At 55.4% G+C, this 21,290-nt stretch carries 19 protein-coding genes; 8 read left to right on the top strand and 11 right to left on the bottom strand.

The window, feature by feature from the left end; all coding sequences use genetic code 11:
* Positions 1 to 11: 11 nt before the first annotated feature.
* Entirely contained in the window at positions 12 to 1,760 is a 1,749-nt protein-coding gene (locus B5F38_RS05180) for a choice-of-anchor J domain-containing protein (RefSeq protein ID WP_143240914.1), read from the top strand.
* Positions 1,761 to 1,913: 153 nt separating this feature from the next.
* On the opposite strand, the gene queF is transcribed toward B5F38_RS05180, so the two are convergent.
* From queF to B5F38_RS05165, 3 genes are all read right to left on the bottom strand, one after another.
* Positions 1,914 to 2,369, bottom strand: a complete 456-nt coding sequence (queF, locus tag B5F38_RS05175) for a preQ(1) synthase (RefSeq protein WP_087408240.1) — start codon at positions 2,367 to 2,369, stop codon at positions 1,914 to 1,916.
* 9 nt (positions 2,370 to 2,378) lie between these two features.
* Positions 2,379 to 3,062 carry a queuosine precursor transporter gene (locus B5F38_RS05170; RefSeq protein ID WP_087408239.1) on the bottom strand — a complete coding sequence of 228 codons (684 nt, stop codon included), beginning with the start codon at positions 3,060 to 3,062 and terminating at the stop codon, positions 2,379 to 2,381.
* A gap of 242 nt (positions 3,063 to 3,304) precedes the next feature.
* Positions 3,305 to 4,585 carry a hemolysin family protein gene (locus B5F38_RS05165; protein WP_087408238.1) on the bottom strand — a complete coding sequence of 427 codons (1,281 nt, stop codon included), beginning with the start codon at positions 4,583 to 4,585 and terminating at the stop codon, positions 3,305 to 3,307.
* A gap of 388 nt (positions 4,586 to 4,973) precedes the next feature.
* Here B5F38_RS05165 and B5F38_RS05160 point away from each other — a divergent pair, with 388 nt between their 5' ends.
* Both B5F38_RS05160 and B5F38_RS05155 read left to right on the top strand, forming a co-directional pair.
* Positions 4,974 to 5,246 carry an HU family DNA-binding protein gene (locus tag B5F38_RS05160; protein ID WP_025278206.1) on the top strand — a complete coding sequence of 91 codons (273 nt, stop codon included), beginning with the start codon at positions 4,974 to 4,976 and terminating at the stop codon, positions 5,244 to 5,246.
* 350 nt (positions 5,247 to 5,596) lie between these two features.
* Positions 5,597 to 7,171, top strand: a complete 1,575-nt coding sequence (locus B5F38_RS05155; RefSeq protein WP_087408237.1) for an Rne/Rng family ribonuclease — start codon at positions 5,597 to 5,599, stop codon at positions 7,169 to 7,171.
* A gap of 211 nt (positions 7,172 to 7,382) precedes the next feature.
* Here B5F38_RS05155 and B5F38_RS05150 read toward each other — a convergent pair whose 3' ends face one another.
* The gene (locus B5F38_RS05150; protein ID WP_087408236.1) at positions 7,383 to 9,851 is read right to left on the bottom strand and encodes a bifunctional UDP-N-acetylmuramoyl-tripeptide:D-alanyl-D-alanine ligase/alanine racemase; all 2,469 of its coding nucleotides are present in this window, start codon (positions 9,849 to 9,851) and stop codon (positions 7,383 to 7,385) included.
* Entirely contained in the window at positions 9,848 to 10,837 is a 990-nt protein-coding gene (locus B5F38_RS05145) for a GSCFA domain-containing protein (protein ID WP_087408235.1), read from the bottom strand. Before B5F38_RS05145 ends, B5F38_RS05150 begins: the two co-directional genes overlap by 4 nt.
* A 215-nt stretch (positions 10,838 to 11,052) precedes the next feature.
* On the opposite strand from B5F38_RS05145, the gene B5F38_RS05140 reads away from it, so the two are divergent.
* The 4 genes from B5F38_RS05140 (at position 11,053) to B5F38_RS05125 (ending at position 13,209) form a co-directional block, all read left to right on the top strand.
* Positions 11,053 to 11,457 (top strand): hypothetical protein, encoded by a 405-nt coding sequence (locus tag B5F38_RS05140; RefSeq protein ID WP_143240913.1) that lies wholly within the window; start codon positions 11,053 to 11,055, stop codon positions 11,455 to 11,457.
* Positions 11,454 to 11,918, top strand: a complete 465-nt coding sequence (locus tag B5F38_RS05135; RefSeq protein ID WP_087408233.1) for a hypothetical protein — start codon at positions 11,454 to 11,456, stop codon at positions 11,916 to 11,918. Before B5F38_RS05140 ends, B5F38_RS05135 begins: the two co-directional genes overlap by 4 nt.
* Positions 11,919 to 11,923: 5 nt before the next feature.
* Positions 11,924 to 12,421 carry a hypothetical protein gene (locus B5F38_RS05130; protein WP_087408232.1) on the top strand — a complete coding sequence of 166 codons (498 nt, stop codon included), beginning with the start codon at positions 11,924 to 11,926 and terminating at the stop codon, positions 12,419 to 12,421.
* A 77-nt stretch (positions 12,422 to 12,498) separates the two neighbouring features.
* Positions 12,499 to 13,209 carry a DUF3667 domain-containing protein gene (locus tag B5F38_RS05125; RefSeq protein WP_087408231.1) on the top strand — a complete coding sequence of 237 codons (711 nt, stop codon included), beginning with the start codon at positions 12,499 to 12,501 and terminating at the stop codon, positions 13,207 to 13,209.
* Positions 13,210 to 13,298: 89 nt separating this feature from the next.
* Here the strand turns inward: B5F38_RS05125 and B5F38_RS05120 are convergent, their stop codons facing one another.
* From B5F38_RS05120 to B5F38_RS05095, 6 genes are all read right to left on the bottom strand, one after another.
* On the bottom strand, positions 13,299 to 13,862 hold the full coding sequence (locus B5F38_RS05120) for an FKBP-type peptidyl-prolyl cis-trans isomerase (RefSeq protein ID WP_087408230.1): 564 nt from the start codon (positions 13,860 to 13,862) through the stop codon (positions 13,299 to 13,301).
* 66 nt (positions 13,863 to 13,928) lie between these two features.
* A complete protein-coding gene (locus B5F38_RS05115; protein WP_087408229.1) occupies positions 13,929 to 14,627 on the bottom strand; it encodes a DUF4919 domain-containing protein in 699 nt (232 codons plus the stop codon).
* 201 nt (positions 14,628 to 14,828) lie between these two features.
* Positions 14,829 to 15,500, bottom strand: coding sequence for a phosphate signaling complex protein PhoU (gene phoU, locus B5F38_RS05110; protein ID WP_162611673.1), 672 nt, complete (start codon positions 15,498 to 15,500; stop codon positions 14,829 to 14,831).
* A gap of 172 nt (positions 15,501 to 15,672) precedes the next feature.
* Entirely contained in the window at positions 15,673 to 16,233 is a 561-nt protein-coding gene (locus B5F38_RS05105) for an FKBP-type peptidyl-prolyl cis-trans isomerase (RefSeq protein ID WP_087408227.1), read from the bottom strand.
* Positions 16,234 to 16,255: 22 nt separating this feature from the next.
* A complete protein-coding gene (locus B5F38_RS05100) occupies positions 16,256 to 16,834 on the bottom strand; it encodes a LemA family protein (protein ID WP_087408226.1) in 579 nt (192 codons plus the stop codon).
* Between the two features lie 18 nt (positions 16,835 to 16,852).
* Positions 16,853 to 18,397, bottom strand: coding sequence for a glycine--tRNA ligase (locus tag B5F38_RS05095; protein WP_087408225.1), 1,545 nt, complete (start codon positions 18,395 to 18,397; stop codon positions 16,853 to 16,855).
* Between the two features lie 215 nt (positions 18,398 to 18,612).
* Here B5F38_RS05095 and B5F38_RS05090 point away from each other — a divergent pair, with 215 nt between their 5' ends.
* Positions 18,613 to 21,288 carry a DNA gyrase/topoisomerase IV subunit A gene (locus B5F38_RS05090; RefSeq protein WP_087408290.1) on the top strand — a complete coding sequence of 892 codons (2,676 nt, stop codon included), beginning with the start codon at positions 18,613 to 18,615 and terminating at the stop codon, positions 21,286 to 21,288.
* Positions 21,289 to 21,290 lie beyond the last annotated feature (2 nt).

Here is a 21,290-nt window from a genome sequence, read left to right as displayed (position 1 = left end):
TGGATTTTCGCATGAATAAGTTTTGTTTTGCAGGGCTCGCCATGGCGTTGAGCCTGGGAGTTTCGGCACAACCGATGTATGAGTTGCCCCGGATAAACACGTTGCTCCGGGAGCGTCCGTTGGATTCGAAAGTCATCTGTTATTCGACGGCGGGTGCCACCCTGCCGTATACCGAGAATTTCGACACCCCCGATGTGTCGACCGTTTTGCCCGCGGGCTGGAGCGTATCCGACGCGAGTGCTACCGCGGCGTTCACCATACAGGTAAATGCGTTGAGCGGAATTACGGCACACTCGGGCAAGTATTATCTGGTTTCGGGTCCCGACAGTCGCGGGAATGCCCGGGATGCCTGGGCCTTTTCGCCGGCCTTGAGTCTGGAGGCGGGCAAGCCGTATTATATTGCCTTGTATTGTTTTGCCCCCGGTTACCAAGGTGTGGCCGACCAGTTTGAGATTACGGTGGGCTCCGAGGCTTCGGCAGCCGCGCAGACGCAGCGCCTGCTCGACCGCACCGGCGAGCAGGCCGAGATATGTACCGAGTGGACCAAGGTAGAAGGGGTATTTACCCCCGAGACGGCGGGCGAGTATTACTTTGCCATACACCATTGTACCCCGGCCGGGACGCAGGGCAATGCGGTCGGCTTCGATGACTTTACGGTATCGAGTGAACCTCTCGTGGAGTTGCCGTCGGTCGAGGCCTACTATACGGGCGGCCTCTGGTCGTTTACGGCCGATACGGTCTATGTGGGCGATTCGGAGCCGTTGAACTACGGGGCTACCGGGCAGAACGTCGATTCGTACAGCTGGGAGTTCGGTACCGATGCCACTCCCGCGTCGGTACAGGCAGCCTCGGCCTCGGTCGTGTATGTCACCGATGGGGTGAAACAGGGTGTAGTGACAGCCACCAATGAGAACGGGACGGCCAGCGATACGCTGGAGACCGGGGTCGTGCACCTGTCGCCTGCCGTGATGGACTATGTGTGCAACCGTCGGAAATCGGACGAGCTGATGACCTATCAGGTGAGCGAGTATGGTTTCATGCTGGGCTTGAACTCGAATTACACGACGATTGCCGAGAAGTTTACCCTCCCCGACAATGCCCGGGGCGAGGTCGACGAGGTGGTCATCTATACCTACCTCTATGCTCTGGATGCCGCGAACCAGGAGAAGAGTTTGATTTTGAGTATCTATGACGAGGGTCCCGACGGTCTGCCGGGCGAAGCTGTCGCTTCGTTCTCGGGGCGCCTGGGCGAACTCTTCGGGAGTGAAAACTCGGTGGGCCAGTTCTGTACGGCATTCTTCCCGGCCGTAGAGGTGACGGGCAGTTTCTTCGTGGTGCTGGAATTCCCCGAGATTACACCCGATGCCGACAATATGCTCGGGTTGGTTTCGACGAAGAGCCGTACCCAAGACGACTGCACGGCTTATGCCAACTATCAGGGCCGCTGGTATGCGATGAACAGCCTCTATGGCGGCGCCAATCTGTCGTCGATGATTTCGCCCCGCTATCGGTTTGTAGCGGTTTCGGCGGTTCAGAATGTCGCAAACGACTCGGCCCTCTCGCTGAGTATGACGGGCGAGACACTGTATATACGGGGAACCGTTGCCGGTGACCTCTATCGCGTGTTCGACCTGTCGGGCCGTATGGTGGCCACCGGTGCTACGGATGAGGCCGAAACGGTCGTATCGCTGTCGGGCCTTTCGAGTGGCGTCTATGTGGTTTGTGTTGGCGGTAGGCCTGTGGGGAAGATGGTGAGATAGTATTTTTTTGACGACCAGTTGCTGTCCTGGAGAGCAGGAGGACAACCGGTCAAATTTCATAACGTGTGGGCCCTGTCGGAGCTGTAAAGGCAACCGATAGGGCTTACACGTGTATACAGGGTAGGGACTCCCGACCAGGCGGGAGGTCTTGTGTTACTGGTGGTTTTGCAACCGTTGGCGAGCCATCTGCTCATACTCGGTGCCGGGGCGTCCGTAGTTGCAGTAGGGGTAGATGCTGATACCGCCGCGGGGGGTGAAGAAGCCGGTTACCTCGATGTATTTGGGCTCCATGAGGCGGATGAGGTCTTTCATGATGATGTTGACGCAATCTTCGTGAAAGGCTCCGTGGTTGCGGAAACTGAAGAGGTAGAGCTTGAGGCTCTTGCTCTCGACCATACGCTCGCCGGGAATGTAGTCGATCTGTATGGTGGCGAAGTCGGGCTGTCCGGTGATGGGACAGAGGCTGGTAAACTCGGGGCAGTTGAAGCGCACCCAGTAGTCGTTTTCGGGGTGTTTGTTGGTGAAGGTTTCCAACACCTCGGGGGCATAGTCTTGCCGATAGGTAGTCTTATGCCCCAGCAAAGTAAGTTGAGGTTCTTTCGATTCCATAAGATTGAATTATTGTAAATCTTTTATCTTGAAGATGTTGTACGATACCTGACGGTCGTACACGTCGCTGCCGTCGATGCGCTTGACCAGGCGCACCACCCGTACGGTCACGGGCAGGATGATGATTTCGTAGGCGGTCTTGAGGCAGGCCTGGGTGACGATGAGCACGGCCAGCTCCTTGACCGGGACTACCCCGCCGAAGGCGATGGGGAAGAAGAGCAGCGAGTCGGCACTCTCGCCTACGACGGTCGAGGCGATGGCCCGCAGCGAGAAGTGTTTGCCTCCGCTCGAGATTTTCATCCTGCTCATCACATAGGCGTTGAGGAACGAGCCGGCCAGGAATGCGATGAAGCTGGCCAGCAGGATGCGCTGGGTGGACGAGAAGGTGGCCACGAAGGCATCCTGGCCTTCCCAGAAGGGGGCGGCGGGCAGGACGATGGCCAGCTGGATGAAGATGACCGCCAGCAGATTCATGAGGAAGCCCATCCAGATGATGAGCCGCGCCTTGCGGTAACCCCACACCTCGGCGATGCAGTCGTTGATGATGTAGGAGATGGGGAAGACGATGAGTCCGGCGGTTGCGGTGATGCCTCCGAGCGAAACCATTTTCACCTCGAGCAGGTTGGAGCAGATGAGGCACACACAAAATACGATGCCCATCACGAGAAAGGGCAGAGATACGGTACGGTTCATAGGTCTTGTTTTTTACGTGGTGTTCAAGCACACGGGAGGCGCACGCAGGTCCGCCTCACAGGTTCTGCAAAAATTTCGGCTGCAAAGGTACGACTTTTTTGCACATTCGCAAACCGGTTTGTCGGGAGGGGTAGCGAGGATGTGTTGTCGGTCGGGTGCCCCCCGGATACGACACGAGGGGCGAATCCCGGTGTGAGGCCGCGGTTCACCCCTCGGTTGTGGGTATGGCGATTGTGAGTCGGTTACTCTTCGGGTTTGGGCTCTTCGTGTTTGTGTACCAGTACTTTGTCGATGCGTGCCCCGTCCATGTCGACAATCTCGAACGAGAAGCAGAGCCACTCGATTTTTTCGCCCTCGGTGGGGATGTGCTGGAGCAGGTCGAGGATGAGGCCGCTCAGGGTGTTGTAGTTGAACTCCTGGTAGCGGTCGGTCATGTCGTAGTGGTCGAGGAAGTCGTAGAACGAGCACTGTCCGTCGATAAGGCACGAGCCGTCTTCGCGGGTGACGATGTCGGCCGAAGGTCCGGCCGAGGCCGAGCCCACCAGGGCCCCCAGAATGTCGCTGATGGTGACGATACCCTCGATGCTGCCGAACTCGTCGGTCACCAGACCGTAACGGTGGTTCTCGTTGCGCAGCCGTTCCATGGCAGTATATACGCTCATGTTCTCGGGCAAGAAGTAGGGAGTCTCGGCCGCCTCCCTGATGTTGAAGGTGGGGTCGTCGATTTTGGCAAAGAGTTCCTTCAGCGACACGATGCCGATGATGTCGTCGAGGCTGTCCTCACAGAGGGGGTAGACGGCGTGCAGGTCGTGGATGATTTTCGACTTGAGGGTGGCGTTGTCGTCCTGTATGTCGAGGCAGACGAGGTCGCTGCGGTGGGTCATGATCGACGAGATGTTACGGTCGCCCAGGTTGAATACCCGTTCGACAATATCCTGCTCGACCTCCTGCACGCTGCCGTCCTCGGTACCTTCGCGCACGATGGCTTTGATTTCGTCTTCGGTGATAGCCTCCTTCTGTGACGAGAGACCCAGAAACTTGCATACCCCTGCCGTACTCTTGGTGAGTACCCATACGAAAGGAGCGGCAATGAGCGAGAGCCACGACATGGGTCGCGATACGATTTTGGCAACCCGCTCGGCTGCAACCATACCGATGCGCTTGGGCACCAGCTCGCCGATGATGAGGGTGAGGTAGGTAACGGCTATGACGATAATCGCTTTGGAGACAACCAGCGCATAGGGGGCCAGCACCGGGCTTTGAGCCAATACGCCGGCCAGGTCTTGGGCCAGAGCATCGCCCGAGTAGAGACCGGTGAGGATACCGATGAGGGTGATGCCTATTTGTACGGTGGAGAGGAATCGGTCGGGGTCTTGCGAGAGTTTCAGGGCCGACTGTGCGGCCTTGCTCCCCTTTTTGGCACTGTTTTCGAGTTTGACTTTTCGGGCCGAAACCAAGGCGATTTCGGACATAGAGAGCACTCCGTTACAAAGAATGAGGAGTACTATGATAAAGATTTCCATGTGAGAATTAAAAAATTACAGGTCGAAGATACAAAATATATATGGGAATGCGGCAGGAATATGAGGGTAGGAATTTATTTTTAATTTTATTTAGTTAAATTGGCTATTTCTGTCTCCCTGTTGATTCTCCGAAGGCAGCTTCGCAGCGGTTGCCGCAACCTCTGATGAGTGAAAAACAGCAGATTCGAAAGAATTAAATGGTAAACGATGAAGCGAAAATGAAAAATAAGTGCGATATTTGCACCACTAAACCGGAGAGGCTCCCTCAAGAAGTGTTTATTTGAGAAAAAAAGAGGCTTTTGCTTTTTTAGATGGGCAAAAAGCTATATATTTGCAGTCCAAAAAATTAAAAACAATATATTAGTACATAATTATAATTTATACAAAAATGACAAAGGCTGACATCGTAAACGAAATTTCTAAAAACACAGGTATCGAAAAAGCTGTGGTTCTTGAAACCGTTGAAAAATTTATGGAAACCGTAAAAGGTTCTTTGGCAAAGGGTGAAAACGTATATCTGAGAGGCTTCGGCAGCTTCATCGTAAAGAAAAGAGCCCAAAAGACAGCTCGCAATATTTCCAAAAATACGACGATTATCATCCCGGCTCACAACATCCCCGCTTTCAAGCCTGCTAAAACATTCATGGGCGAGGTAAAATAAAGCACGACACAAACACAATTAAATACTAATCTTTAAAACATATCGTTATGCCGAGTGGAAAGAAAAGAAAAGGCCACAAGATGGCTACTCACAAACGCAAAAAAAGATTGAGAAAAAACAGACATAAGAAGAAATAATGTCTGTCTGCTCTCAATGAATGACAGCACATAAAGAACAAATTTGATGCGTTTCGTTTCGAGGAGGCATTGGATTTGTTCTTTCTGCTTTATCGGCCCCGTTCGTCGTATGTGCGAAAGGGGCTTGTTGAAATTTTTTGGGCGGAAAGACCGGGCGGTTTGCAGTCTGCCGGTACCCCCGCCGAACTAACAGTAATCTATAAATCACAAATTATGACCAGCGAACTTGTAGTAGATGTACAACCCAAAGAGATTTCTATTGCACTGCTCGAGAACAAACGGTTGGTCGAGCTCCAGAAGGAGGCTCGGAACATATCGTTTTCGGTGGGCGACATCTATTTGGGTCGGGTCAAGAAGCTGATGCCGGGACTCAACGCTGCGTTTGTCGATGTAGGTTACGAAAAGGATGCTTTCCTGCACTATCTCGATTTGGGTACTCAATTCAACTCGAGTGCCAAGTTCTTGAAACAGTCGCTTGCCGACCGCAAGCGGGTGTTGTCGCTCCCCAAGTTCAATCTGCTGCCCGATATTGAAAAGGACGGCACGATAAACGATGCCTTGAAGGTGGGCCAGGAGGTTCTGGTACAGATTGCCAAGGAACCTATTTCGTCGAAGGGCCCGCGATTGACGGCCGAAATCTCCTTTGCGGGCCGCTTTCTGGTGCTGATTCCTTTCTCGGACAAGGTTTCGGTATCGCAAAAAATCAAGTCGAACGAGGAGAAGCTGCGCCTGCGCCAGTTGATACAGAGCATCAAGCCCCGCAACTTCGGGGTGATTGTGCGCACGGTGGCCGAGGGCAAACGGGTGGCCGAGTTGAACAACGAGCTCAAGACTCTGGTGAAGTGTTGGGAAGATATGCTGGTGAAGTTGCAGAAGGCGCAACTCCCCTCGCTCGTCTACGAAGAGACCGGGCGTACCGTGGGGCTGCTGCGCGATATTTTCAGCCCTTCGTTCGAGAATATCTATGTGAATGACAAGGAGACCTACAAGCAGATTCACAACTATGTGAGTCTCATCGCTCCCGAACGCAAGGATATTGTCAAACTCTACGAGGGCGAATTACCGATTTTCGACAACTTTGCCATTACGAAACAAATTAAATCTTCGTTAGGAAAGACCGTATCTTTCAAAAGCGGAGCGTATGTAATCATCGAGCATACCGAGGCGTTGCACGTAATCGACGTGAACAGCGGCAACCGCTCCAAAGCCTCCTCCGACCAGGAGAGCAATGCCCTCGATGTAAACATGAACGCTGCCGAAGAAATTGCCCGGCAACTGCGGTTGCGCGATATGGGCGGAATTATCGTGATCGATTATATCGATATGGACGAGGCCGAGAATCGTCAGAAACTGTATGATCGCATGCGCGAACTGATGGCCAACGACCGTGCCCGTCACAATATCTTGCCCTTGAGCAAGTTCGGGTTGATGCAGATTACCCGCCAGCGGGTACGTCCGGCCCTCGATATCATTACCAGCGAAGATTGTCCGACTTGCCACGGCAAAGGCACTATTCCTCCCTCCTTGCTCTTTACCGATTTGTTGGAGTCGAAAATCCATTATTTGGTGTACAAGTTGAAAATCAGAAAATTCACTTTACACGTGCATCCTTTCGTAGCTGCTTACATCAATCAGGGAGTCTTCTCGCTGAAGATGAAATGGCGCTGCAAATATACCTTCCAGATGAAGGTGATACCCAATCAGTCGCTCGCTTATCTCGAATATAAGTTCTTCGATGCCGAGAAAAACGAGATTGACCTGAAAGAAGAGATTGAAATCAAGAAATGAGAGACCCGTTCGGGTCTCCCGGTTGTGAGAGGGCTCGCCTGACGGCGGGCTCTCTTTTTTTTGTGCGGGAGGCAGGGCGGTTGGTTCTCTTGTTTGGGAGGGGCTATCTGTGCCGCGTAGGTGGATTTGGGCGGATATAAAGACAGCCCCGCAGGGGTGCTGCAGGGCCGTCGGGGGAAGGAGGGCCGGGGGAGTAGACGAACGGTCTCGTCTATTCCCGGTAATAAATGCGTTTGACACGGGTCGATACCGAGGTGAGTATCTCGTAGGGGATGGTTCCCAAGGTCTCGGCAATCTCGTCGACGGGCAACTGTTCGCCGAATATCTCTACTCGGTCGCCGGGCTGGCAGTCGATGTCGGTCACGTCGATCATGCACACATCCATGCAGATGTTGCCCACGATGGGGGCCCGTTTGCCGTTCACCACCACGCACCCTTTGCCGTTGCTCAGGTGACGGTCCAGTCCGTCGGCATAGCCGATGGGAATGGCGGCGATGCGTGAGTCGCGGGAGAGCACGCCTTTGCGGCCGTAGCCCACGGTTTCGCCGGCAGGCAGCGACTTGATTTGCAGAATGGTGGTCTTCAGGGTGCTCACGGTCTCCAGTCCGCAGGGCTCTGCAATGGGCGACACGCCGTAGAGGCCGATGCCCAGGCGCACCATGTCCATCTGGTACTCGGGGAACCGCAGGATACCGGCCGTGTTGAGTATGTGGCGCAGTATCTTGTGTTTGGAGTGCTGTTGCAGGTAGTCGGCACAGCGGGTGAAGGTGTCGATCTGCTGGTGCGAGAACTCGTCGAAGCGGGGTTCGTCGCTGCCGGCAAAGTGCGAGAATACCGAGCGGGCCAGCACTACGGTCTGGTCGTTGAGAATCTCGACTACGCGGGGCATGTCTTTCTCTTCGAAGCCGAGACGGTGCATGCCCGAGTCTATTTTGATGTGCACGGGATAGCCGGCCAGGCCCAGCTTTTCGCCCTCGGCAATGATGGCCTTCAGCAGTTCGAAGCTGTAAATCTCGGGCTCGAGGTAGTAGCTGAAGAGGGTTCGGAAGCTGCTCATCTCGGGGTTCATCACCAGAATAGGCATGGTGATGCCCGCCTTGCGCAGCTCGGCCCCTTCGTCGGCCACGGCCACGGCCAGGAAGTCGGCCCCGCGGTCTTGCAGGGTCTTGGCCAGTTCGTAGGAGCCGGCCCCGTAGCCGAAGGCTTTGACCATGCAGATAACCTTGGTCTCGGGGCGTAACTTCGATTTGAACAGGTTGTAGTTGTGTACGATGGCGTCGAGGTTCACCTCGAGAATGGTCTCGTGCTGTTTCAGCTCGAGGGTTTCGGAGATGAGTTCGAAGTGGAACTCACGGGCCCCCTTAATCAATATCAGCTCGTTGTGGAAGTCGGCCGGGTCGAGTTGCGCGAGGAAACTCTCGGTCGAGGGGTAGAACTCCTTCTTGAGGTTGAAGAGGTAGGCGTTATCCGAGATGACAGGGCCGATGCCGATGAGCCGCTCGATGCCCTTGTGCAGGACGATGTCGGCCACCTTGCGGTAGAGGCTGGCGGGGGGTAGCCCCGTCTGGTAGATGTCGGAGAGGATGAGGGTGCGGCGCATGCCCTTGGCGGCGGCGCGGCGGTTCTGGAAATCGAGGGCGATGGTGAGCGAGTTGATGTCGGAGTTGTAGCTGTCGTTGATGATGAGACAGTTGTTTATCCCCTCTTTCACCTCCATACGCATGGCCACCGGGGTAAGCCGGGCCATGCGCTCGGCAATGACTTCGGGCGGCCGGTTGAAGTAGAGCATCACGGCCAGGCAGTGTATGGCATTCTCGATCGAGGCATCCTCGACAAACGGTATCGTGAAGCTGCAATGGTATTGCAGGTAGGTATATTCGATTCGGGTCGAGTCGCTGCCCTTGGTAATCTTCGAGATGTAGAGCGGTTTGTCGCGGTCTTTGCGCGACCAGGCTATTTCGCGGCATCCGAAGCAGAGCTTCTCGACGCACTCGCCGATGAGCTCGTTGTCGCCGTCGTAGATGATGCAGTCGCAGGCTTTCAGCAGGATGAGCTTCTCGAGGCATTTCTGCTGTATGGTCTGGAACCCCTCCTGGTGAGCCTCGCCGATGTTGGTGATGAGACCCAGTGTGGGCTTGATAATCTCCTCGAGGTGTACCATTTCGTCGGGTTGGGAGATACCGGCCTCGAAGATAGCCATCTCGGTCTTGGGACCGATTTGCCATACCGAGAGGGGAACACCGATTTGCGAGTTGTAGCTGCGGGGCGAGCGCACGGTATTGTAGTCGGGCTGGAGCAGTTGGTAGAGCCACTCCTTGACCGTGGTCTTGCCGTTACTGCCCGTGACGCCTATCACCGGTATCTGGAAGTGGCGGCGGTGTGCGGCAGCCAGTTGTTGCAGGGCGTCGAGCGTGTCCTTTACGACGATGAAGTTGGCATCGTCCATCTCCTCTTCGCCGGGAATGGAATGTTCGACTACAAAGTCGCGAACTCCTTTGCGATAGAGGTCCTTGATGTAGCGATGGCCGTCGTTACGTTCGGTCACGAGGGCGAAGAAGAGGGTCTCTTCGGGGAAAGTGAGCGACCGGCTGTCGGTGAGCAGGGCGGTGATGATATGATCCCGATAGTCCCGTTTCTGGGCTTTGACGATTGTGGCTATTTCGGTAGTCGTGTAGTTCATATCTGTTTGATTCTTGTTTTTAATTCTTCGATTTCATGGGAGACGTCGATGTAGGGATAGGCTTGATGGAAGCGTATGACCCGGTCGAGCGTCTTTTGCAGGAACGTGCGGTAGCCCTCGGTGTCGCCGGTGAGGGGGCGGTGGGCCAGAGCGGTGTATATCTTGTACCATTGCGTGGCTATCTCGCGGCTCTCGGGGGTGAGGTACGACTCGGTGAGCACCTCGCTGATGTAGGCGATGGCCGAGGCCGAGGGGTGCGTCATGTCGGTGTCGTAGAAGCGGTAGTCGCGCAGGTCGTCCATGAGGATTTCGTAGGAGGGGAAGTAGTCGCAAATGCGGCTCTCGCGTTGCAACCGGTCGATGGCCAGCAGCAGGGTGGCCTTGCTCAGCTGGTTGCCGTGTGCCCCGTCGCTGAGGTGGCGTATGGGACTCACCGTGAAGAGCAGGCGGCATTGAGGCAGGGAGCTCTCGATGTAGCGCACGATGGGGAGCCAGCGGGCCACGATGTCGTCGACCGCGAGGAGTTCGCGCGTGAAGGTCGAGGCCGGTTGCTTGTGGCAGTTGGCCACTACCTGGCCGGTTGCGTTGAGCCGGTAGACGTAGGCGCTGCCCCAGGTAACGACGATGCGGTCGGTTGCCGGCAAACGGTCGTGTGCCGCAGCCAGGCGGCGGTTGATGTGTGCCAGTGCGCTGTCGCGGTCGGGGCTCGAGAAGCGGGAGTGGTGGTCGTAGCTGTGCCACAACCCGCCGGAGAGGAACAGGTCGTCGGCTGTGAAGGGTGCGCCCGAGACCATGCGCTCCCAGTTGCGGACAATAGACTCGGGATTGTACAGTGTGCCGAACGGGTTGATGTCGACATCGAATTTGCGCTGTTGCAACCACGCACCCATATTCTCGACAAAGCACGAACCCAGCAGCAACAGGTGTTGCCTGTGGTCCAGATAGCCGAGGTGTCGCGGCGGGTCGATGACGGTTCTGAAATTCATAACTCTCGCTCGATTTTTAATTTCAAAAATAGTTATTTTCTTACCGATATACACACTGTTTTAACATCTGAAAAAATAAAAAAATATAACATGATGGTAAAATAACCACATTATTCTTGTAAAAATACCAAAATTGAATTATATTTGCACTACCTGTTTTGCCGGGTGCGTGTGAAGCGCCCCCGTTTGTAGCTCTTCCTGCAATATAAGAGAGTATGGAATTATATTACAAGGAAGAACGAGATCGCGATTTGTACCGGGCCTACAATGCCGCCCTCAAGTCGCTGGGAAAAGCCGCCCTGGATACCCCTCGCGAGAAGGTAATCCGCCGGGTGGTCTATTCGGTAGCCCCCCGATTCTACATCAGTTACGAAGAGGCTCGCCGCAATGTGAAGCGCATCTTCAGCGGGCAGTCGCCTCGTTGTGCCTCGGCTGTCCGCATTGCGATGTACAACGACTTGGCCAACCTGCTGGCCAGCTACCTGCGCCGTCGGCCCCGGGCTACGTTCAACGAAGCGCTCTGCGCGGTGTTGGCCGAGAAGCCTGCACCCCGTTTCTATCTGTCGGAGCGGTCGGCCCTGCTTATCATTTACCGCATGCAGAGGGGAGGTGCCTCATGAGGCGCCTGGTCCGTTGCGTGTGCCTGCTGATTTTGCTGGCCGAGGCTTCCGGGTGCAAGAGTGTCCGGCAAAGCACGGCGTCGCAGCAGGCGCAGTGGGAGGGCGAGGTCGAGCGTGAGCTGACGGCCGTGGTCGACTCGGTGCTTCGCTACGAACTGGAGGGGAGCACCCGGTGGGAGTGGACGCAACTCGACTGTTCGCTCGATACCGTGCGTCCCGACGCAACTGCCCCTCGCTTGCGGGTGACCCGCCTCACCCGCACGGCCTCGGTAGCGGCCCGTCGTGAGTGTGCGGTGGGCGACTCGCTGGCCGTGCGGTCGAAGGGGCAGGTGCAGGGGCGGAGCGAGCAGTCTGCGCATGACACGCGCCAAACCCGCACCCCGGGCCTGTCGCTTCTGGGGCTGGTCGGGGCAATCGTTGTAGTTCTATCGATTATTTACATCATAATAAAAAGGAGATGAGAGAGATGAAAGATGAGAAAAAAGTGTGGGAGACGGTACTGTTTTCGTTTTCCGGAGATGAGATTTTGCGTGAGCTGACAGCCGAGAGTTCGTATGTGGCCAAGAGTCTGGTCGGCACTGCCGAGTTGCAACCGGGGTGGAGTCGCTCGATTGTTGTGACCGAGGACGACCGGCTGTTTCTCGACCGCTGGCTTTCCGATGCCCGTGACGCGATGACGCGCTCCCTGTCGGCCTACCTGTCGGGCGAGTTTGCCTCGACCGACAACCGGGTGGTTTTTGCCATCGTGTTGCCCGAGCATCGGGCGCAGGGGCTCGACGAGTCCATTTGCCACCAGCTCGAGCGGGCCATCGTGCACCATGTGCTGGCGCAATGGTTTGCCACCAAGCTGCCCGACGAGAGTGCCCGCCGGCAGTTGCAGTACGAGGGTGCCCTGTCGGCCGTCAAGAGCGACATCGGGCTGGCCCGCAACCGCCGCCCGCATCGCCCGACGAACTATTTTTGAAACTTCGGGCTTGAGGTTGTTGGCGGGCAGGGAGGGATGATGTATCTTTGTGCACTGATTTTAATCTGGATAGAGCGATGATTTGCAAAAACTGCGGAACCGAGTTCGAAGGAAACTACTGCAACCAGTGCGGGCAGAAGGCCACGGTGGGACGATTGACCTGGAAGAGTGTGTGGGATAACCTGTTGCACGGTATTTTCCATGTCGACAATACTTTTGTCAAGACCACGCGCATGTTGATTGTCCACCCCGACCGGCTGCTGAGCGACTACTTCGAGGGGCGTCGCAAGGGATATATGGCTCCCATCCCGCTGCTGGCGGTGTGGTGTGTGATTCTGCTCTTTTTCGGACACATCAAGGGGTTGCCCGGGAGCATCTCGACCCTTGAGACGTCGGCCATGCACAACTGGATCGTCGAGCATTATACCCTGCTCACCATCGCTACGGTGCCGTTCATGGTGTTGGCTGTGAAGATAGCCTTCCGCAAGGCCGGCTCGGCGAGGTACAACTGGGTAGAGTATCTGCTGGGTTGCTGCTACCTGTCGGTGCTGTACATTCTGCTTTCGCTGGTGTTGATACCGGTCGGGTGGGTGTTGGATGCTTCGTATTATCTGGCCTATCAGTGGGGCAGTATGGTGCTCAGTCTGATTCCTACCTATTGGGCCGCCTATTCGCTCTTCCCCGACAAGTTCTGGATAACCCTGAGGCGCACCCTGTGGGCCGCGGTGCTTTATCTGCTGTTTTTTACGGTAATCGGCGTCGCTCTCATTTACCCGTTTGTGGATTAGGCAGCGAGGCGCGATAGAGATACAACGAGGGGGAGACCGGCCGGTTGGCGGGTTCTCCCCCTCGTGTTAGGGTTGGATGCGGGTGCCGGTTAGTGGCAGCCGTCGCAGCAATCGCCGCAGCCGTCGCCGCAACCTCCGTGGTCGTGACCGCAACCGCAGCCACAGCTGTGGCGGGGGTGCAGCTCCTCGTCGGTGGCGTCGCGTACCAGTTTCACTACACCTACGTAGTGCAGGTTTTCGCCGGCCAGCGGGTGGTTGAAGTCCATGAGCACCTTGTCGTCCGAGACCTTCAGTACCGAGCCGTTGATGCGGTAGCCTTCGGCAGTCATCATGGGCACGGTGTTGCCCTCGAATACGGTCTGGTCGTCGAACTTGCCGTCGACCATGAAAATCTCTTTGTCGAGCTCGATTACATGCTCTTCGTTACGCTCGCCGAAAGCCTCGTCGCTGGTGAGCACGAAGTCGAACTTGTCGCCCTCTTTCAGGCCGTCGAGCCGTTTGAGCATGGCCGGGAGGATATTTTGGTCCACACCGTAAACGAACTGGTCGGGCATTTCGTCGGTGGCACGCATCATCAAAGTCTCTTCAGGTTCGCCTGCGCCTGCATAGAGGTCGTAGGTGAGAACCACAAATTTACCGGGTTTAATTTCCATAAGGTTTTGTATCGATTAAATGGTTAGATATTTGTCGGTTGGGAATCCAGATAACCACTCGCGGGCCTACCGGTCGTAGAACTTGCGGTTATACTCCTTGAGCAGTTTCTTGACGTTGAAGTAGAAGCCCTCGATTTTGAGGGGGTTGCTCTCGATGGAGATGTAGTCGAAGTAGGGCTCGACAAAGATAAATTCGGTGGCGGTGAATCCCTGCCGGTTGACGATGTTGTACTCGTCGGTAGGGCTTATCACGAACCAGGCCGTTTCGGGAGCCTTGCCGTCGCCGGTCGAGAGGATGGCATTGATAATGCCTTTGAGCCTATATTCCCACAGGTCGGCCTCTCGGTTCTTGCCGTTCTGGCGCAGACCGTAGACGAGGAAGTTGATTTGCCGCAGGTCGAAGGGGACATCGGCCAGAATCTTGCGGGCATACTTGATGAGCGAGTCGCACTCCGACTCGGTGTGTACCGTTTGCAGATACATCTGCTCGATGTGGTTGGGCACCTCGATGGTGTGGTAGGGGTTGTAATCCTCCTGGCTGGCATATCCCAGGTAGAGGTGGCGAAACTCCTGTAAAGTCATGGTGGTGTCGTTGCTGAAGTATTTTTTCAGCAGGTCGGGGTAGTAGTAGGGCGACCGACTGTCGCGCACGGCCTCTTCGATTTTCTCCATATCGGGGATTTCGTACGGGTGTGTCTCGGCCGCGCTGAGCGGCAGAACGCTCAACCCGAGCAGGTATATGAGTATGGCGTAAAAATGTTTCATCGTTTACGATTTATTAGCTGGTGGGCCGTAGCCCCTTCGCCCGGCCCGGGCGATATATGTTTTGTCTATCAGAGTGAGGCATCGGGCTCATTCTGATAGACAAAGATAACCTTTTCTTTCGACAATAGGTCGATTTTTTACCGTAAAAGATGATAAAACATTTTACAGCCTGTACCACTCCCCGCGTGTGCAGGGGCTGAATCAGCCCTGTTTGCCGGCGTGCTTCAAGATCTTGGCATCGAGGTAGAATACAATCTCCTCGGCGATATTGTTGCAGTGGTCGCCTATGCGCTCGAGCCGGCGGATGATGCTGATGAGGTTGAGGCACTCGATGGCCCGCTCGGGGAACTGTTGCAGATACTCGGCAATGATGGGCACGGCGGCGTGGTTGAGCTCGTCGACCCGGTTGTCTTTGTTGAAGACGGCGATGGCTTCGGACGACTTCTCCTCGATGAGGGCGTTTTCGGCCTGGGTCATCATGGCCTTCACGATGTCGAGCATCTCTTTGATGCCGGTCTTTTCGAAGAGTTCCGACTCGATGTTTACCTCGGGGTAGTCGATGACGAAGCGGGCAATGCCGTCGCAGAAGTCGGCAATGCGTTCCAGATTGTTGCTGGTCTTCATCATGGCCAGCGTGAAGCGCAGGTCGAGTGCTACGGGGTTGTAGAGGCCGATGATGTCTTCACAGTCGCTGTCGATTTTCAGCTCGAAGGCATTGACTCTCTTCTCGCGATAAGTGACCTCGTGGGCCAGCTCCTTGTCCATGGAGAGCAGGGCTTCGCCGGCACGGTTGAGTTGCGAGTTTACCAAGTCCCACATTTCGAGAACCTCTTTTTTCAGGTCGTCGAGTTCTTTTTCGATGTATATCATGATGGTAGTATATTAGACGTAAGTGTTGATAATCTGTTTAATGGAACAAAGAAAAGCGGTTGTTGTTTCCTCCTCGTTACATCGGTTTTACAAATATATGACAAAACGGAGCAAATAGAAAACGGCTGTCCGGAAAAGAGACAGCCGTTTTTCATATGGCGAAAAAGGGTTGCCTTTACTCGTAGTCGTCGTACACCGGTTTCTCCAACCCCGGGATGGCTACCAGCTTCATGTCGAAGACCAGCGTCGAGTAGGGGAGAATCAGCGACGACATGTATTGCGAACCGTAGCCCAGTGTCTGGGGGATGATTACCCGGCAACTGTCGCCCACCTTCATCTGTTCGAGCGCGATAATCCATCCCTTGATGTTCTGGTTTACGCGGGTGCGGTAGATGCTGTCGGTCTGCTGGTACGACGAGTCGAAGGGAGTGCCGTTGTAGAGCATGCCCTTGTAGATGACGTCGACCGTGCTGGTCTGGTAGGGCGACTGGGCGTCGCGGTTGAGGCTCGTGTCGTTGTAGTATTTCATCAGCACGTAGATGCTGCGGTCCCAACTGGGCACCACCTTGGTGTAGACGGGGTTTCCGGCTTCATCCTTGGCCCCGAGCTGTTCGATGAACCAGGCGTCGTTGTTGTTGCGCCACGTTTCATACTGGGTCCAATAGTCCTCGGTCTCCTTACACGAGATAATTCCCACAAGGAGAGCGAGTAATAGAAAAACAGGTAACTTCTTCATAATGAATATTTAGAGCTATTGATTAAAATTCTACGACAGGTGCCTGGGCTGCACTCTCTTCGGCCTTGAACTGCGGCTTGGGGTCGAACCCGAAGAGCTTGGCGGTGATGAGTGCGGGGAATTTGCGAATCTTCTGGTTGTAGGCGTTCACGGCATCGGTGTAGCGCGACCGCTCGGTGGCGATGCGGTTTTCGGTGCCTTCGAGCTGGGCCTGCAGTTCCAGGAAGTTCTGGTTGGCCTTCAGGTCGGGATAGTTCTCGGTGATGGCCAGCAGTTTACCCAATGCACTGGACAACTCGCCTTGAGCGGCCTGGTATTTTTGCAGGTTCTCTTCGGTGAGGTTGGCCGGGTCGACGGTGACTTGCGTCGCTTTGGCGCGGGCAGCAATCACGGCTTCGAGCGTTTCGCTTTCGTGAGAGGCATATCCCTTGACGGTGTTGACGAGGTTGGGCACCAAGTCGGCACGTCGTTGATACTGGTTCTCTACTTTCGCCCATTGCGCGTTTATGTTTTCGTCGGCTTCGACTATGCTGTTGTAGCTGCACGACGAGAACGAGGCAACGATGACGATGGCAAAAATGGCTCGAATGAAATTTCTCATATTCAACAATTTTATAGTTTATTCTGCTACTTTTTTCAATAACGATTTCATGCTCACCTGTTCGCCGATGAGGCTCTGCAGCTGGTCGATGGCCACACGTTGTTGCTCCATGGTGTCGCGGAAACGTACGGTCACGGTGTTGTCTTCGAGAGTCTGGTGGTCGACGGTGATGCAGAAGGGAGTACCGATGGCATCCTGACGACGGTAGCGCTTACCGATCGAGTCCTTCTCGTCGTACTGGCACTTGAAGTCGAAGCGCAGCGAGTTGATGATTTCGCGGGCCTTGTCGGGCAGACCGTCCTTGCGGACCAGCGGCATCACGGCAGCTTTCACGGGAGCCAGCGGGGCCGGCAGGCGCAGCACTACGCGGCTGTCGCCACCCTCGAGCTGCTCCTCGCAGTAGGCGGCGGCCATCACACTCAGGAACATGCGGTCTACGCCAATCGAGGTCTCGATGACGTAGGGGGTGTACGATTCGCCCAGTTCGGGGTCGAAATATTGAATCTTCTTGCCCGAGAACTTCTCGTGGTTGCTCAGGTCGAAGTTGGTGCGCGAGTGGATACCCTCTACCTCCTTGAACCCGAACGGCATCTCAAACTCGATGTCGGTAGCGGCGTTGGCATAGTGGGCCAGCTTCTCGTGGTCGTGGAAGCGGTATTTCTGGTCGCCCAGGCCCAGAGCCTTGTGCCATTTCAGACGGGTCTGTTTCCATTGCTCGAACCACTTGAGCTCTTCGCCGGGACGTACGAAGAACTGCATCTCCATCTGTTCGAACTCGCGCATGCGGAAGATGAACTGGCGGGCTACGATTTCGTTACGGAAAGCTTTGCCTATCTGGGCAATACCGAAGGGGATGCGCATGCGGCCCGTCTTTTGTACGTTCAGGAAGTTGACGAAGATACCCTGAGCCGTCTCGGGACGCAGGTAGACCTTCATCGAACCGTCGGCTGTCGAGCCCATCTCGGTCGAGAACATCAGGTTGAACTGGCGTACCTCGGTCCAGTTTTTCGTGCCGCTGATGGGGCACACAATATCGTAGTCGAGGATGATTTGACGCAGTTCGTTCAAGTCGACGTCGTTCATCGCCTTGGCATAGCGGGCGTGCAGCTCGTCGCGTTTGGCTTTGTGCTCGAGCACGCGGGGATTGGTCTCTCTGAAGAGCTTCTCGTCGAATGAGTCGCCAAACCGTTTGGCAGCCTTCTCGACCTCTTTCTCGATTTTCTCGTCCATCTTGGCGATGCAATCTTCGATGAGGACGTCGGCGCGATAACGCTTCTTGGAATCCTTGTTGTCAATCAGAGGGTCGTTGAAGGCATCGACGTGACCCGAGGCCTTCCAGATGGTGGGGTGCATGAAGATGGCGGAGTCGATGCCCACGATGTTTTCGTGCAACAGCACCATGCTGTCCCACCAGTATTTCTTTATGTTGTTTTTCAGTTCTACTCCCATTTGACCGTAGTCATACACGGCGGCCAGACCGTCGTATATTTCGCTCGAGGGGAATACGAAACCATACTCTTTACAGTGTGATACCAATTTTTTGAAAACGTCTTCTTGTGCCATTTCTTTGTAGGTTTATTGCTTGCTTTTCGTGTTATCTTTGCATTTTTTGGCTCGATTTATCGCTTAATCGGGCTATTTTAGAGCACAAAGTAAATGATTTTTTTCGATTAAATTTGTATTTTTGCAGGGGAATGTAGCAATACATTTCTTTAAAAAATAAAAAGGGCATGCACTTGAGCATGCGCTTTCCCCGTTTCAAAATCCAAAATTTGCCCATGAGCGACGATATAACCACACCGCAGGAAGAAGATATGCCCCAAGTACCCGCTGGCGAAAACGAAGATTCGACAGCGTCGCACTCGACTTACAAAGTACCTACACCGGACAAGCCCGATACCAAATTCCAACTCTCGGGCATGTTTCAGAACTGGTTCCTCGATTATGCCTCGTACGTCATTCTCGAGCGGGCCATTCCGCACCTGTCCGATGGTCTGAAGCCGGTACAGCGGCGTATCCTCCACTCCATGAAACTGCTCGACGACGGGCGTTTCAACAAGGTGGCCAATATCGTGGGCCATACCATGCAGTTCCACCCCCACGGCGATGCCTCTATCGGCGATGCGCTGGTGCAATTGGGGCAGAAGGATCTGCTTGTCGAGTGCCAGGGAAACTGGGGTAATATCCTCACGGGCGACTCGGCCGCAGCTCCCCGTTACATCGAGGCGCGCCTTTCGAAGTTTGCCCTCGACGTGGTGTTCAATCCCAAGACGACCGAGTGGAAACTCTCGTACGACGGCCGCAAGAAGGAGCCGGTGACACTGCCGGTGAAATTCCCCTTGCTGCTGGCCCAGGGGGCCGAGGGTATTGCCGTAGGTTTGTCGTCGAAGATTCTGCCTCACAACTTCAACGAGATTCTGGAGGCGGCCGTGGCCTATCTGCGGGGCGAGGAGTTCCATCTCTACCCCGATTTTCAGACCGGCGGCTACATCGATGTGACCAAATACAACGACGGCGAGCGGGGTGGCAGCGTGAAGGTGCGCGCCAAAATCGAGAAAATCGACAACCGCACCCTCTCGATTGTCGAGATTCCGTACAGCAAAACCACCTCGTCGCTCATCGATTCGATACTCAAGGCGCAGGAGAAGGGCAAAATCAAAATCCGCAAGGTCGACGACAACACGGCGCAGCACGCCGAGATTCTGGTACACCTCATTCCCGGCACCTCGTCCGATAAGGCCATCGATGCCCTCTACGCCTTCACCGACTGCGAGGTGAGCATCTCGCCCAACTGCTGCGTCATCAACGACGACAAGCCGCACTTCATGAGCGTGAGCGACCTGCTGCGCATCAGTGTCGAGAATACCAAGGAGCTGTTGCACCAGGAGCTGCTCATCCAGAAGGGCGAGGCGCAGGAGGTGCTGCACTTTGCTTCGCTCGAAAAGATATTTATCGAAAACCGCATATACAAGGACCGCGAGTTCGAAGAGAGCCGCACGATGGACGAGGCCATTGCCCACGTCGACCACCGGCTCGAACCCTTCAAACCCTCGTTTATCCGCGAGGTGACGCGCGACGATATTCTCCGCCTGATGGAGATCAAGATGGCGCGTATCCTCAAATTCAACTCCGACAAGGCCGACGAGCTCATTGCCGCCAAGCGTGAGCAGATAGCCAGCATCGACTACGACATCGAGCATCTGGTCGACTACACCATCAAGTGGTACGACTCGTTGCGCGAGAAGTATGGCAGTCGCTATCCGCGTCTCACTCAGGTGCGCAGCTTCGATACCATCGAGGCGACCAAGGTAGCCGAGGCCAACGAGAAGCTCTACATCAATCGCGAGGAGGGTTTCATAGGTACTTCGCTGAAGAAGGACGAGTTTGTGTGCAACTGCTCCGACATCGACGACATCATCCTCTTCTACCGCGACGGCAAGTACAAGGTGGTGAAGGTGAGCGAAAAGATGTTTGTGGGCAAGAATCTGCTGCATATCGCCGTCTTCAAGAAGAACGACAACCGCACCATCTACAACGTGGTCTACCGCGATGGCAAGGCGGGGCTCCACTACATGAAGCGGTTTGCCGTGACGGGCGTGACGCGCGACAAGGAGTATGACCTCACGCAGGGCAAGCCCGGGTCGCGGGTCGTGTGGTTCTCGGCCAATCCCAACGGCGAGGCCGAAGTGCTGCGGGTTACCTTCGTGCCCAAGCCTCGCATGAAGACCCTCTTTGTCGACCGCGATTTCAGCGAAATCGCCATCAAGGGGCGCCAGTCGATGGGCAATATCCTGACCAAAAACGAGATTCACCGCATCTCGCTCAAGGAGCGGGGCGGTTCTACGCTGGGCGGCCGCAAGGTGTGGTTCGACCGCGACGTGCTGCGCCTCAACTACGACGGCCGGGGCGAATACCTGGGCGAGTTCCACGGCGACGACCAGGTGCTGGTGGTGCTGGACAACGGCGAGTATTGCACCACTACCTCCGACGCTACCAACCACTACGACTCCAATATCCTGCGCATCGAGAAGTTCGAGCCCGACAAGGTGTGGACCGTGGCGCTCTTCGACGCTTCGCAGGGGTATCCCTACCTCAAGCGCTTTGTTTTCGAGCCGAGCAGCCGCAAGCAGAGTTTCCTGGGCGACAATCCCGCCTCGCGTCTGTTGCTGATGACCGATACCGCCTATCCGCGTATCGAGGTGACCTTCGGCGAGGGCGATGCCTTCCGCGAGCCGCTGGTGGTTGAGGCTACCGACTTCATTGCCGTGAAGGGTTTCAAGGCCAAGGGCAAGCGGCTCACCACCTATGCGGTGGCCGAGATTCGCGAACTGGAACCGTTGCGTCGCGAGGAGGATGAGACGGCCGAGGGTGAAATCCCGACCGACGAAACCAACCCCGAAAATCGGGTAGATACTCCGGAGGATAATCCCTCGGGACAAATGTCACTGTTTTGATT

This window comes from Barnesiella sp. An22, from assembly GCF_002159975.1.
Taxonomy (GTDB): Bacteria; Bacteroidota; Bacteroidia; order Bacteroidales; family Barnesiellaceae; genus Barnesiella; species Barnesiella merdigallinarum.
The sequence above is the reverse complement of the archived record's forward strand: the minus strand, read 5'-3'. Positions and strand labels throughout refer to the sequence as shown.